The following is a 14,469-nucleotide window of genomic DNA, read 5'->3' as shown; positions in this document are numbered from 1 at the left end:
TCCCCTATGCGCACTTTGCAAGATATTAACGAGCTACGCGCCACTCTGCGCAACTATCGCCTAAAGGGCCAGCGCATTGCGCTGGTGCCTACCATGGGCAACCTGCACGCTGGGCATTTGGCACTCATTGCGACCGCCCGCCAGCATGCAGATGTGGTCGTCTCCAGTCTGTTTGTTAACCCAATGCAGTTTGGCCCTGGCGAAGATTTAGACGCCTACCCGCGCACGTTTGAAGCTGACCAGCGCCAGCTCACCGAAGCAGGCTGTGACCTTCTGTTTGCCCCCTCAGTCAGCGCCCTCTACCCCAACGGGCTGGCAGCTCAAACCTGTGTTCACGTACCTGAGGTCGGCGAAGGGCTTTGCGGTGGCTCACGCCCTGGGCATTTTGACGGTGTCTCCACCGTAGTGAGCATGCTGTTTAACCTAGTGCAGCCAGATGTCGCTTGCTTTGGTGAAAAGGACTACCAGCAGCTGGCGGTGATTCGCAAGCTGGTGGCTGATCTGCACATGCCCATCGAGATTATTGGCGTGCCGATTGTGCGCGCCGACGATGGCTTGGCGCTCTCCTCACGTAATGGCTACCTCAGCGAGCAGGAGCGCGCCATAGCGCCCACGCTCTACCGTACGCTGTGCGAGCTACGTGATGCGCTGGCCCAAGGCGAATCCGCCGAACAGGTACTACAACGGGGTAAAACCGCGCTGTATGATGCCGGTTTTACGCCGGACTATCTTGAGCTGCGGGATGCCACCCTAAAACCTGTGGCGGTCTCCACGCGCCATGCCGTGCTCTTAGCCGCCGCCAAGCTCGGCCCAGCCCGGCTTATCGACAATCTCAGCGTGCAGCTTCCTAGCGCTGCCACTGACTAGCCCGTCAGGCTAGCTCTTTACCCAGGAGTTTCTATGCATACCATTATGCTCAAAGCCAAGCTGCACATGGCCCGCGTTACCCACGCCGTTCTCAATTACGAAGGCTCGTGCGCCATCGACGGCGAACTGCTGGATATGGCCGGTATCCGCGAAAATGAACAGATTCAGATTTATAACGTGGAGAACGGCGAGCGCTTCACCACTTATGCCATTCGTGGCGAAGAGGGGTCACGTTTGATCTCGATCAACGGCGCAGCGGCGCACCTAGCCTCGCCAGGGCACCGCATCATTATTTGCAGCTACGCCCACTACTCAGAAGCCGAACTTGAAAACCATCAGCCTGCGCTGGTGTACCTCCAAGAAGGCAACCACGTTAGCCATACCAGCAACGCCATTCCGGTCCAATTGGCATAAGCTAATCACCTGAGAATACGTTGTTATTTAACGGGCCGTTGATCGGCCTGTTTTTATTTGCCAAAAAAGCGTATTGCCGCAATGCACAACCTTCCCCTATGCTGATAGCCAAGCCTGTCAATACACGCTAATAACGATGTTAATAACAACGGATAGGCAGCGACGTCTATCTGCCATAGGAACGATGCAACACTTACTCAAGGAGTCATCGTATGCAAGACGTGGTCATTGTGGCGGCACGCCGCACCGCCGTAGGTAGCTTTGGTGGATCACTCGCTGGTATTCCTGCCAGCGACCTGGGCGCACTAGTGATTAAAGATATTATGGCTTCCACTGGGGTGGCTCCTGCGCAAATCGATGAAGTGCTACTGGGCCAAGTGCTCACCGCAGGCGTTGGCCAAAACCCGGCGCGCCAAGCAGCCATCAAGGCAGGCCTGCCAGACACCGTACCGGCCATGACGATCAACAAAGTATGTGGCTCTGGCCTCAAAGCGCTGCACCTGGCGACTCAAGCCATCCGCTGCGGCGATGCCGAGATCGTGCTGGCCGGTGGTCAGGAGAACATGTCCGCCTCTCCCCATATTCTGCCGAACTCGCGCAACGGCCAGCGCATGGGCGACTGGAAGGCTATCGACTCCATGGTGCACGATGGCTTGTGGGATGCGTTCAATAACTACCACATGGGCATCACGGCCGAGAACCTGGCAGAGAAATATGGCATCACGCGAGAAGCCATGGACGAATTTGCCGCCACTTCCCAGCAAAAAGCTGCTGCCGCCATCAAAGAGGGCAAATTAAAAAGCCAGATTGTCCCGGTCGAGGTGCCGCAGCGTAAAGGCGACCCGGTGGTCTTCGATACCGACGAAAACCCTCGTGAAGTCACGGCAGACAAGCTGGCCGGGATGCGTCCTGCGTTCAAGAAAGACGGCACCGTGACGGCGGGTAACGCCTCGTCGCTGAACGACGGCGCGGCCGTGGTTATGCTCTGCTCGGCGGAAAAAGCCAAAGAGCTTGGCCTGGAGCCCCTAGCCCGCATTGCCGCCTACTCCAACGCAGGCGTCGACCCGGCCATCATGGGAATCGGGCCGGCCCCCGCCACCCGTCGCTGCCTAGAAAAAGCGGGCTGGAGCTTGGATGACCTGGACCTCGTTGAAGCTAACGAAGCCTTCGCCGCCCAAGCGCTCTCGGTCAACAAAGAGCTTGGCTGGGACACCTCTAAAGTGAACGTCAACGGCGGCGCCATCGCGCTAGGTCACCCTATTGGTGCGTCGGGCTGCCGCGTGCTGGTGACACTGCTCCACGAAATGATCGCCCGCGATGCCAAAAAAGGCTTGGCGACGCTATGTATTGGCGGTGGCCAAGGGGTTGCACTGGCGATTGAGCGTCCGTAACACCTCTTAAGCGGAACGTAGAGAGAGTGCCCCCGCCACGCGGGGGCATTTTTTTCACTGGTCTTGCCAAGCCATTAGCGACGCTTCTCCCCCACAATGCGCGAGGGTGTGCGCCATACCAATAGCATCCCCAGCAGGAACAGCCCCGAGGCAACCCACATCGCCACCGGTAGGCTGGTGCCATCGACCACTTGCCCCCCGACCATGGCCCCCAGGCCAATCGACATGTTGAACACGAACGCCATTAACGCCGTGGCGGCTTCCGTATTGGGCGCCGTGCGTAGTATCCATGTCTGAATACTCACTGATACGCTGCCAAATACAGCACCCCACAGCATTAACAGCAGCACCCCACTGGTCGGCTCTACGCCTACCACCGGGAAGATCGCCACGACTACCAGCAGTAGGCTGGGAATCGCGAGCACCGCACGGTACGGGTGACGGCCAGCAAACATCCCTGCAACGATATTGCCCAAAATCCCCGACGCACCGTACAGCAGCAGCAGGCTTCCGACATGGCGCTGCGCGACCCCGCTGATCTCTTGCAAAATGGGACTAATGAAGGTGTAGGCCGCAAAGTGACCCACCACAACAAACCCCGTGGTCAACACGGCTACCCGCACGCCACGATTCTTTAGCTGTTGCGCCAGCACCCGAAGCCGCACCGGCTCTCGGGGCGGCAGTGGCGGTAGCCAGCGCCAAAGCGCCAACGCCGTGAGCAAACTCAAGCCCCCCAAGGCACCAAAGGCCACGCGCCAGTTACTGATATCACCCAGCAGCGTGCCCAACGGTACGCCGAGCACCGAGGCCGCCGCCACGCCGCCAAAAATGATGGTCATGGCCCGCGACACCTGATCGCTAGGCACCAGACGTGGCGCAATACTGCCCGCAATGGCCCAAAAACCGCCGATACTGATCCCCACCAACACTCGCGCCGCCAACAGTAGGGCAAAGTTGCTGGCCATGGCGGAGAGCACGCTGCCCAGCACCATCACTGCCATCATCAGCGTCAGCATGATACGGCGATCGAGACGCCCTACCGCCACCGGTAGCAGCGGCGCTGAAAACGCCGCCACGACGCCGGGCACCGTCACCATCAACCCTGCCATACCTGGGGTCACGCCCATCGATTCTGCCACCTGAGAGAGCAAACCGATGGGTAGTTGCTCTGCGGTCACCAACAAAAAAATGCCGATCATCACGGCCACCACCGCCCACCAACGCGGCGATTCCTGCTGCTCCATGCTATGTCCTCACATTCCTGACCTATCAAAACGACACCGCCCCCACAGCCAAGGGCTGCGGGGGCGGTAAATCCTACGCTGAGCGCTCGTTAGCTAGCGACGTCCGCCTCGGCAGCTTCAAACGCTGCTTTCTCTTCTTCGGTGATCTCTTTGATCGAGAGCTTCACGCGGTTGCGGTTGTCGATATCCAACACCTTCACGATGACATCGTCGCCTTCGTTCAGGAAGTCCCGCACGTTATTGACGCGCTCCTGGACGATTTGCGAGATGTGCACCAGGCCATCGGTTCCCGGCATGATGTTCACGAACGCACCAAAGTCGGCGATACGTACGACCTTGCCTTTGTACAGCTTGCCGATTTCCGCTTCGGCGGTGATCGCCAGTACGGTATCGATCGCTTTCTTGGCAGCGGCTTTGTCTTCGGCGTAGATGCGAACGGTGCCATCGTCATCAAGATCGATCGATGCGCCGGTGTCTTCGCAAATCTTACGAATGGTGGCGCCGCCCTTGCCGATGACGTCGCGAATCTTGTCCGGATCGATTTTGATCGTCGCCATGGAGGGGGCGTTTTCCGACACCTCGTTACGGCTCTGGCTGATCACGGCGTTCATCTGCGCCAGGATACCGATGCGCGCATCGTGGGCCTGTTGCAGCGCAGTCTCCATGATCTCTTCGTTGATGCCCTCGATCTTGATGTCCATCTGCAGGGCAGTGACGCCCTCTTCAGAACCGGCCACTTTGAAGTCCATGTCACCCAGGTGGTCTTCGTCACCCAGGATATCGGTCAGCACCGCGTAGCCGTCTTCGTCTTTGACGAGGCCCATGGCAATACCCGCCACCGGGGCTTTCAGCGGAACGCCCGCATCCATCAACGCCAGCGAGGAACCGCACACGGACGCCATGGAGCTAGAGCCATTGGATTCGGTGATTTCCGACACCACACGGATGGTGTAGGGGAACTCTTCTTCGGACGGCAGCATCGCTTGGACACCGCGACGCGCCAAACGGCCGTGGCCGATTTCACGGCGCTTTGGGCCACCCATGAAGCCCGCTTCACCCACCGAGTAGGGAGGGAAGTTGTAGTGCAGCATGAAGCGGTCTTTACGCTCGCCTTCCAGCGACTCGATGAGCTGCGAATCACGCAGCGTGCCGAGTGTTGCGACCGCAATGGCCTGGGTCTCACCACGGGTGAAGATGGCTGAGCCGTGAGTTTTCGGCAGCACGCCGACTTCGATGTTCAGCGGACGCACGGTGACGTTGTCGCGGCCATCGATACGCGGCTCGCCCTTGACCACGCGGGAGCGCACCACACGCTTCTCAAGCGCTGCGAACGCGCCTTTCACGTCATCCTTGCTGAACTTGCCTTCCGCTTCCTCTTCGCCTTCGGCAGCCGCTAATTGTTCGACGGCCGCGTCTTTCAGCGCTGCGAGTGCATCTTGGCGCTGCATTTTATCGGTGATGCGGTACGCCTCACCCACTTTGGCTTCAAAAGCATCGGCCATGGCCGTTTTCAAGGCAACGTTTTCTGCCGGCGCCTGCCACTCCCAGCGCGGCTTACCAGCGTCGGCAGTCAATTCTTTAATGGCGTCGATCGCGACTTGCATCTCCTGGTGGCCAAACAGTACGGCACCCAGCATTTCGTCTTCGAGCAACTCTTGCGCTTCGGACTCCACCATCAGCACGGCGTTTTCGGTACCGGCCACCACCATGTCCAGCTCGGAGGTGGTCAGCTCTTCGACGGTGGGATTCAGGAAGTAGCCTTGCTCTTCGTTGAAGCCAACACGGGCGGCACCAATCGGGCCATTGAACGGAACGCCTGAGATGCTCAGCGCCGCCGAGGTGCCCAGCATGGCCGCGATGTCCGGATCGTGATTACGGTCGGTGGATAGAACGGTACAGATCACCTGCACTTCGTTCATGAAGCCTTTCGGAAACAGCGGGCGAATCGGGCGGTCGATTAAACGCGACGTGAGGGTCTCTTTCTCCGTCGGGCGGCCTTCACGCTTGAAGAAGCCACCGGGGATTTTACCCACGGCGTAGGTTTTCTCTTGGTAGTGTACCGAGAGCGGAAAGAAGGGCTGGCCTGGGTTGACGTCTTTCTTCGCCACCACCGTACACAGGACGACGGTGTCGTCCATGGTGACCATCACGGCACCAGTGGCTTGGCGAGCAATACGCCCAGTTTCGAGGGTGACGGTGCTGCGACCGTATTGGAACGTTTTTTTGACCGGATTCACGGCTACTTCCTTTAACATTAATAGCTACTTGTCTTTTCGCTTGGGTCGTTTGACTCGCCACCATTCTAGGCGTTGACGCGCCGTACGGCTACCAGAAACAAAAAACGGGCAGCCCACAAGGAGCTGCCCGTTTTAGATCATGGCCGTTAAGAACTTAACGGCGCAGACCCAGACGCTGAATCAGAGACTGATAGCGTTCGAAATCTTTACGCTTCAGGTAGTCCAGCAGCTTACGACGCTGGTTTACCATGCGGATCAGACCACGACGAGAGTGGTGATCCTGCTTGTTGGTCTTGAAGTGGTCCTGCAGGCCGTTGATGTTGGCGCTCAGCAGTGCAACCTGAACTTCAGGGGAACCGGTATCGTTATCGCCGCGGCCGTATTCGTTGACGATCTCGGCCTTTTTCTCAGCGGTTAATGCCATCTGTCTCTCCAGTAAGCAATATGCCTAAAAATGAATGGGTGAGACCACGCATATTTGCAGTCTCAAGCGACTATTTTCGCGCAAATCGTTACATCCTTGCAACGTTTTACCGCGATATTACGAACGAGCGACCGTACTTAACAGCCGCTTGGGGGCCACTTCCTGCGGCCCTTTTACAACGCCAAGGCCGATAAACGTCTCGGCGTGATAAAGTCGTGCCAACGCATCGGGTGCCAATTCATCGACGGTGAGCTCGGCTGACTGTCCGTGGGCCAGTCGGCCAAACGAGGTGTCATCGACGCTAAGCGACGGCAGGTGATCGACCAGCACATCCACGGGCATCAGTTCCGCCTCGCGGTCGGCTTGGCTAGCCAGTGCTTCCAGTGCCTCGAGTGTCCACATCGCATCACCATCGAACGGCCCGGTTTTGAGCCGACGTAGCTGACTGATATGGGCACCACAGCCCAGCGCGTGGCCAATGTCTTCCGCCAACGTGCGGATGTACGTGCCTTTGCTGCAGCTGACTTCCAGCTCGAACGCCGTGCCCTCGAACGAAAGCAGGCGCGCATCATACACGCTTACCCGCCGCGCTGCACGTTCAACCTGTTTCCCCTCGCGGGCCAACTCGTAGAGCTTTTTACCCTGATGCTTGAGCGCCGAGTACATGGGCGGCACCTGATCGATCTCGCCGCGAAAACGCGTCAAGACAGATTCGATGTCCTCGACCGCAAGGTTTGGCACCTCGCGCCGCTCCAGCACAGTGCCTTCGGCATCGCCGGTATCGGTGATCACCCCCAGTTCGACCCGGGTGCGATACATCTTGTCGGCTTCCAGCAGATGCGCGGAAAACTTGGTGGCCTCCCCCAGGCAGATAGGCAGCAAGCCTGTCGCCATCGGGTCCAGCGTGCCGGTATGCCCGGCTTTTTGCGCCTCAAAGAGACGGCGCACACGCTGCAGCGCGTGATTGCTGGAGAGGCCTTTCGGCTTATCCAGCAGCACCACGCCATTGACCGGTAATCCGCGACGGCGACGGGGCATTAGCGCGCCTCCTCACCTTGCTCTTCACTGCCGCCCTCGTCTTCCGCTTGACGGGCACGGTCAGAAGAGACCGCTTCGTCGATCAGCGATGAGAGGTGCTGGCCGCGCACCACACTTTCATCGAAATGAAAGCGCAGTTCGGGTACGTGACGCAGCTTGATGCGCTGGGCGATTTGGCTTCTCAGAAACCCTGCTGCACGTTTCAGTACCTGCAGGTTCTCCTTGATACGCTCGGGATCCTGTTCACCCAGCAGGGTGACGTAGATATCGGCGTAGCCAAGGTCACGACTAACGGTGGCCCCGCTCACCGTGACCATGCCCAAGCGCGGATCTTTCACTTCGCGTTGGATCAGTACCGCCAGCTCCTTTTGGAGCTGGTCGGCTACTCGGTCGGTACGCTTAAATTCGCGCATGGTTGCTCCTCGCGCGGCCTTACAGGCTGCGCTCGACCCTCACTTGGTCAAAGACTTCGATCTTGTCGCCGACCTGGACATCGTTGTAGTTCTTCACGCCGATGCCACACTCCATGCCGTTACGCACTTCTTGTACGTCGTCTTTGAAGCGGCGCAGCGATTCGAGCTCACCTTCGTAGATGACCACGTTGTCACGCAGAACGCGGATACGCTTGCTGCGCGACACGGTGCCTTCGACGACCATACAGCCAGCCACCGCACCGATCTTCGGCGCGCGGAACACGTCGCGTACTTCGGCCACACCCACGATCTCTTCTTTCCACTCGGGGGCGAGCATACCGCTCATCGCCTGTTTGACTTCGTCGATCAGGTGGTAGATGACGCTGTAGTAGCGCAGATCCAGACCTTCACGCTCGATGATCTCACGAGCAGCGGCATCGGCACGGACGTTGAAGCCCACCACGATGGCTTCCGAGGCCAGCGCCAAGTTGGCGTCGGTACCGGTGATCCCCCCCACACCAGAGGAGACCACGGCCACCTGTACTTCTTCGGTGGAGAGCTCTTCCAAGGCGCCTTTGATCGCTTCCAGCGAGCCCTGTACGTCGGCTTTGAGGACGATGTTGACCTTGGCCACTTCGTCTTGGCCCATCTGGCTAAACATGTTCTCCAGCTTGGCCTTCTGCTGACGCGCCAGGCGTACTTCGCGGTATTTACCCTGACGGAAGTTGGCCACTTCGCGGGCTTTCTTCTCGTCGGCCACGACCATGAAGTCGTCACCAGCATCTGGCGTGCCGTCGAGACCTTGGATCTCGACCGGCATAGCGGGGCCAGCGGTATCGACCTGCTTGCCTAGCTCGTTGGTCAGCGCGCGAACGCGACCGTAGTGCAGGCCCGCCAGGACGATATCGCCCTTCTTCAGCGTACCGTTTTGTACCAGCACGGTAGCGACCGGACCGCGCCCTTTATCCAAGCGCGACTCAACTACCACACCTTTACCCGGTGCCGACGGAACGGCTTTGAGCTCGAGTACTTCAGATACCAGCTGGATGGCTTCCAGCAGGTCTTCGATGCCTTCACCGCTCTTCGCAGAGACGTGAACGAACTGCGTATCGCCGCCCCACTCTTCCGAGATGACGCCGTGCTGAGACAGCTCGTTCTTGACACGATCAGGATCGGCCTGGGGCTTATCGATCTTGTTCACGGCCACGACCATCGGTACACCAGCAGCTTTCGAGTGCTCGACGGCTTCGATGGTTTGCGGCATGACGCCGTCGTCGGCCGCCACCACCAGGATGACCACGTCGGTGGCTTTCGCACCGCGAGCACGCATGGCGGTAAACGCCGCGTGACCCGGGGTATCCAGGAAGGTCACGCCACCGTGGTCATCTTCCACATGGTAGGCACCGATGTGCTGGGTAATACCGCCCGCTTCGCCAGTGGCGACTTTCGCACGACGGATATAGTCCAGCAGCGAGGTCTTACCGTGGTCAACGTGACCCATGACGGTGACGACCGGTGAGCGGGTGATCTCTTCGCCTTCGTAGGAGATGCCTTCCAGCATTTCCGTTTCCAGCGCGTCATCTTTCACCAGTTTGACCTTGTGGCCCATCTCTTCCACCACAATCGCCGCTGTATCCTGGTCGATTGTCTGGTTGATGGTCACCGCCGCACCCATGGTGAACATGGCTTTGATGACTTCGTTCGCCTTGATCGACATTTTGTCGGCCAGCTCAGCAACGCTGATGGACTCAGGGATCGAGACTTCACGAACGATCGGCTGCGTCGGCTTCTGGAAGCCGTGCTTGCCATTACCACTTTGGCTAGCACCACCACGACGTCCGCCACGGCGCTCGGCACGCTTCACTTTCTTGCCGCCGCCGCGCTTACGCTCTTCGCGATCGCCACGATCATCGTCGTCGTCACGACCTTTCTTCTTCGCGGCTGCCTTTTTCGGCGGCGCAGTACGACGATCGGTACGGCCCTCTTTCGGCGGTGCCGGCGGCAGATCATCGGCTACCGGCGTGTCGTCGATTTCAAGCTCGGGCACTTCGATATCCGGCACTTCAGCGGCTTTGGCTTTGGCCTTCTCTTCCGCTTCTTTACGCGCGGCGTCTTCGGCAGCTTTGGCTTTCGCAGCGGCGGCTTTCTCTTCAGCGACGCGGGCATCGCGCGCTTTACGCTCTGCTTCTGCTTCCGCCATATCGCCTACCAACTGACGCGGGCCAGAGTGCTTGGGCTCAGGCGACTTCGGCTTCTCATCTTCTTCGCGCTTAACGTAGGTTTTCTTCTTACGAACCTGTACTTCGATCGTTTTACCGCGCTCGCCGGTCTTGATGCGGCTGCGGGTTTTACGGGTCAGCGTAATACGGTTTTTGCTCGGTTCGCTGTCGCCGCCGCCGTGGCTTTTCTTCAAAAAGCTTAGCAGTGTCTGCTTGTCATCTTCAGACACGGCGTCGTTTTCTGAGGCATGCTTCAAGCCAGCTTCTTTCATCTGTTCCAATAGGCGGGGCACATCGCGGCCCACCTTTACTGCAAAATCTTTAACTGTCATATCTGACATAGTGACCCTCCTCAGCCCGTGACCTGTTTACTGTGTGTTTGAATCCGATGTGTCATCGACTTCAAACCAGGGCGCACGGGCAGTCATGATCAGTGCCGCTGCGCGCGCTTCGTCCAACTCCTCGATATCGACCAGATCGTCGACAGACTGCTCGGCGAGATCTTCCATTGTGACGATACCGCGGCTGGCCAGAATGAAGGCCAGGTGGCGCTCCATACCGTCCATCTCCAGCAGGTCATCCGCTGGTTGGGCACCGTCCAGCGCTTCTTCCGAGGCAATCGCCATCGTCAGCAGCTCGTCTTTTGCGCGTGCACGCAGCTCTTCCACCAGCTCTTCGTCGAACTCTTCGATTTCGAGCATCTCTTCCAGCGGCACGTAGGCAACTTCTTCCAGGGTGGTAAACCCTTCCTCCACTAGCAGGCGAGCGACCTCATCATCGACCCCCAGATGATGAACAAAGGAATCCACCAGGCTGTCGATTTCCTGCTCGCGCTTGGACTCCGCTTCATCTTCGGTCATGACGTTGATCCGCCAGCCGGTCAATTCAGACGCCAAACGCACGTTCTGGCCGCTACGGCCAATGGCCTGTGCCAGGTTGTCCTGTGCCACGGCGACGTCCATAGCGTGCGCATCCTCGTCCACCAAGATCGAGGCCACGTCGGCCGGCGCCATGGCGTTGATCACCAGCTGAGCCGGGTTGTCGTCCCACAGAACGATATCTACACGCTCGTTTTGCAGCTCAGATGATACCGCCTGAACCCGTGAGCCACGCATACCGACGCAGGCACCGACCGGATCAATGCGGCGGTCGTTGGTTTTCACTGCGATCTTGGCACGTGAGCCGGGGTCGCGAGCAGCACCTTTGATTTCAATCAGCTGCTCGGCGATTTCCGGCACCTCAATTTTGAACAGCTCAATGATGAATTCAGGGCAGGTGCGTGAGAGTTGCAGCTGCGCACCGCGAGCGTCCGGGTCAACCTTGACCAGCAGCGCGCGAACACGCTCGTTCATCCGGTAGCGCTCGCCGGGGATCATCTCGTTACGCGGCAAAAACGCTTCGGCGTTTTCTCCCAGATCAATGATCAGGCCGTCACGGGTGGTCTTCTTAACGATACCCGCAACGAGTTCGCCTTCACGGTCAGCGTACTGACGCACGACTTCGGCACGCTCGGCTTCGCGCACTTTCTGCACGATGACCTGCTTGGCAGTTTGCGCGGCGATACGCCCGAACACAGCGTTTTCGATCTTTTGCTCGACCACATCGCCCAGCTTCAGCGGCGGGTCGCGCTGCTCGGCAATGCTCTGCTTGATTTCATAGTCTGGCGTTTCGAATTCGTCATCTTCGACCACGGTCCAGTAGCGGAACGTATCGTAGTCTCCGGTGCGGCGATCAATATGCACGCGCACATTGGCTTCTTCGTGCTCAAAACGCTTACGCGACGCGCTGGCCAGCGCGGCTTCTACCGCTTCGAAGATGACATCGCGGGGGACGCCTTTTTCATTAGAGATCGCGTCCACGACCATTAAAATTTCTTTACTCATGCGTTTGCCTCGCCAGAAAACCTGTCCTTTTGTGCATCACCCCGGCGCCTGCCGGAAGCCGCGACCCGTGTTATTCGTCGAACTGCGGGACAACGTGCGCAGAATCGATGCTTTCGATAGGAAAGCAGTACTCTTCGCCTTCCAGTTGCAGTAGCACTTCATCGCCCTCGACACCTGCGAGGAGCCCTTGGTATTTGCGTCGCCCATCGAACGCGACACGTAGCTTCAGAGCGACCTGGTGGCCCTGATAGCGGATAAAGTGATCCAGGGAGTAAAGGGGACGCGCCATGCCGGGCGACGAGACTTCCAAGCGGTATTCGCCGGGAATGGGGTCTTCCACATCCATCACGGCACTGACTTGGCGGCTAATATCAGCGCAGTCTTCCACGCTGACACCGCTCTCGCGCTCGATGTAAATCACCAGCCGCGAATGCTTGCCCTGGGAAATATGGTCGATACCCCATAGCTCGAAGCCCATGGCGGCAACGACAGGTTCGATCAGCGCGTGAAGCGCAGCGTGTTTTGTGGCCACAGACAAAGCTCCTATAGCCGTTGCATCAGGCACCTGGCCAGGAGTCGTAAGAAAAGCTAGGTGGCTGATTGGCATTACCTGGGAATGTGTCTCTGGCTACTCGAACAACATCCGCTCTTGAGACACGCTTGGCTCGCAAAAAGCTCTTCATAAAAGCTGTTTACAAAAAACCAGTTACAAAAAGCTACTAACAAAAAGCCCCTTCACAGGAAGGGGCTTTTCAAAAGAAACCTGTAGTACCATTTTAGCAACATGTCGCGAATTTTTCGCAGCTCAAAAGCACCTTAATACATGCCGTTGATCCTAAACCATGCTACTAGATAAATGGTAGCGGGGACCGGATTTGAACCGATGACCTTCGGGTTATGAGCCCGACGAGCTACCAGACTGCTCCACCCCGCATCAATCTAGGTCGACGATAATAGACACTTGAAAGGCTTACGTCAAGAACTCATTCCAAGAACTTGTTTCAAAAACTTTTTCAAATGCGTCTTTCGCCTCAGGTGCCAATCCTGACATTCTGGGAAGCTGGTAAACCAGCGAAACAGATGGTGCCGAAGGCGGGACTTGAACCCGCACGACCATACGGTCACTACCCCCTCAAGATAGCGTGTCTACCAATTCCACCACTTCGGCATCAGGGGAGGCTAAAGAAAGCGACATCAAGAAGTTACTCGCTGCTTTCCTCTAGCACTGGCGCGGTATTATCCATACTTGCAGGGGAGTCGTCAAGCATTGGAATGTTTTGCTGCTGTTCGATCAGCCGCGCATCAGGAATACCGGCTTCCGGCGCTTGGCCTGCCTGAGTGGCAAAGTATGCTAGAGCCATCGAGGTCACAAAAAAGCCAGCGGCTAAAATACCGGTGGTACGCGACAGGAAGTTACCACTGCCCCGCGAGCCGAAAACCGTTTGCGACGCACCACCACCAAAGGCTGCGCCTGCTTCGGCACCTTTTCCCTGCTGGAGCAGGATGAGTACAACCAAGGCGACCGCAATCACCACGTGAACCATAAGAATTGCAACTTGCATGGAGTTATCCTGCTGACTGACAAATGGCGTAGAAATCGTCGGTTTTAAGCGAGGCACCGCCCACTAAACCGCCGTCGATGTCCGGCTGGGCGAGCAGCTCAGCCGCGTTACTTGCGTTCATGCTACCGCCGTAAAGCAGTTTCAGCTGCTCGGCAAGCGACGCATCAAACCCTGCCTGATAGGCACGAATGCCTGCCATGACCTCTTGCGCCTGCTCTGGCGTGGCCGTACGGCCGGTACCTATCGCCCACACAGGCTCGTAGGCAATAACGATTTGCAGACGCTGCTCTGGTGCTAAGCGAGCCATGATATAGCCTACTTGGCGCAACACAACGTCCATCGTGCGGCCTGCATCGCGCTCTTCCAGCGTTTCACCCACGCATAGAATAGGCGTCAGCCCAGCATCAAGGGCTGCCAACAGACGGTCAAACACCTGCTCGTCGCTTTCGCGGTAAAGCTGGCGGCGCTCAGAATGCCCCACCAACACGTAGGCCACACCAAACTCTTTGAGCATGCTACCGCTCACTTCCCCGGTATGTGCCCCGGAGTGATGAGGATTAAGCGTTTGCGCCCCTAACTGCAGCGGCGTGTTGCTGAACGCATGGCGCGCAGCATCTAGATAGGGAAACGGCGGAATGACCACCACGTCGATATTGGCGGGCAGCGCAGCAGAAGCAAACGTTTTGCCAAACGACTCAATCAACGCCGCAGAACCGTTCATTTTCCAGTTACCGGCGATTAATGGCGTACGCATGGATAATCCTCACTCAAGGTGGA

At 58.1% G+C, this 14,469-nt stretch carries 13 protein-coding genes and 2 tRNA genes; 3 read left to right on the top strand and 12 right to left on the bottom strand.

Annotated features, from left to right (window positions below):
• Positions 1–6 precede the first annotated feature (6 nt).
• From panC to NH344_RS13040, 3 genes are all read left to right on the top strand, one after another.
• The gene (gene panC / locus NH344_RS13050; protein WP_230834821.1) at positions 7–867 is read left to right on the top strand and encodes a pantoate--beta-alanine ligase; all 861 of its coding nucleotides are present in this window, start codon (positions 7–9) and stop codon (positions 865–867) included.
• Between the two features lie 33 nt (positions 868–900).
• Complete coding sequence (panD, locus tag NH344_RS13045; protein WP_009723730.1) at positions 901–1,281, top strand: aspartate 1-decarboxylase; 381 nt, start codon at positions 901–903, stop codon at positions 1,279–1,281.
• Positions 1,282–1,493: 212 nt separating this feature from the next.
• Complete coding sequence (locus NH344_RS13040; RefSeq protein ID WP_253027995.1) at positions 1,494–2,672, top strand: acetyl-CoA C-acetyltransferase; 1,179 nt, start codon at positions 1,494–1,496, stop codon at positions 2,670–2,672.
• A gap of 74 nt (positions 2,673–2,746) precedes the next feature.
• Here NH344_RS13040 and NH344_RS13035 read toward each other — a convergent pair whose 3' ends face one another.
• The 12 genes from NH344_RS13035 to tpiA form a co-directional block, all read right to left on the bottom strand.
• The gene (locus NH344_RS13035) at positions 2,747–3,916 is read right to left on the bottom strand and encodes an MFS transporter (protein WP_058578291.1); all 1,170 of its coding nucleotides are present in this window, start codon (positions 3,914–3,916) and stop codon (positions 2,747–2,749) included.
• Between the two features lie 89 nt (positions 3,917–4,005).
• Positions 4,006–6,171, bottom strand: coding sequence for a polyribonucleotide nucleotidyltransferase (pnp, locus tag NH344_RS13030; protein WP_054645008.1), 2,166 nt, complete (start codon positions 6,169–6,171; stop codon positions 4,006–4,008).
• 136 nt (positions 6,172–6,307) lie between these two features.
• Entirely contained in the window at positions 6,308–6,577 is a 270-nt protein-coding gene (gene rpsO, locus NH344_RS13025; RefSeq protein WP_009723734.1) for a 30S ribosomal protein S15, read from the bottom strand.
• 117 nt (positions 6,578–6,694) lie between these two features.
• Complete coding sequence (gene truB / locus NH344_RS13020; RefSeq protein WP_062360559.1) at positions 6,695–7,615, bottom strand: tRNA pseudouridine(55) synthase TruB; 921 nt, start codon at positions 7,613–7,615, stop codon at positions 6,695–6,697.
• A complete protein-coding gene (gene rbfA, locus NH344_RS13015) occupies positions 7,615–8,028 on the bottom strand; it encodes a 30S ribosome-binding factor RbfA (protein WP_044629476.1) in 414 nt (137 codons plus the stop codon). Before rbfA ends, truB begins: the two co-directional genes overlap by 1 nt.
• Before the next feature lie 19 nt (positions 8,029–8,047).
• Complete coding sequence (gene infB, locus NH344_RS13010; RefSeq protein WP_253027994.1) at positions 8,048–10,588, bottom strand: translation initiation factor IF-2; 2,541 nt, start codon at positions 10,586–10,588, stop codon at positions 8,048–8,050.
• A gap of 27 nt (positions 10,589–10,615) precedes the next feature.
• Positions 10,616–12,130: a transcription termination factor NusA gene (gene nusA / locus NH344_RS13005; protein ID WP_044629474.1), complete on the bottom strand. Its 1,515-nt coding sequence runs from the start codon at positions 12,128–12,130 to the stop codon at positions 10,616–10,618.
• A 70-nt stretch (positions 12,131–12,200) separates the two neighbouring features.
• Positions 12,201–12,662: a ribosome maturation factor RimP gene (rimP, locus tag NH344_RS13000; protein ID WP_044629473.1), complete on the bottom strand. Its 462-nt coding sequence runs from the start codon at positions 12,660–12,662 to the stop codon at positions 12,201–12,203.
• Positions 12,663–12,987: 325 nt separating this feature from the next.
• Positions 12,988–13,064 (bottom strand) — tRNA-Met (locus NH344_RS12995).
• Positions 13,065–13,211: 147 nt separating this feature from the next.
• Positions 13,212–13,298 (bottom strand) — tRNA-Leu (locus NH344_RS12990).
• A gap of 34 nt (positions 13,299–13,332) precedes the next feature.
• Positions 13,333–13,692: a preprotein translocase subunit SecG gene (secG, locus tag NH344_RS12985; RefSeq protein WP_044629472.1), complete on the bottom strand. Its 360-nt coding sequence runs from the start codon at positions 13,690–13,692 to the stop codon at positions 13,333–13,335.
• A 4-nt stretch (positions 13,693–13,696) separates the two neighbouring features.
• Complete coding sequence (gene tpiA / locus NH344_RS12980) at positions 13,697–14,446, bottom strand: triose-phosphate isomerase (protein ID WP_044629471.1); 750 nt, start codon at positions 14,444–14,446, stop codon at positions 13,697–13,699.
• Positions 14,447–14,469 lie beyond the last annotated feature (23 nt).

This window comes from Halomonas sp. Ps84H-12, assembly GCF_024124725.1.
Lineage (GTDB): Bacteria > Pseudomonadota > Gammaproteobacteria > Pseudomonadales > Halomonadaceae > Vreelandella > Vreelandella aquamarina.
The sequence above is the reverse complement of the archived record's forward strand: the minus strand, read 5'-3'. Positions and strand labels throughout refer to the sequence as shown.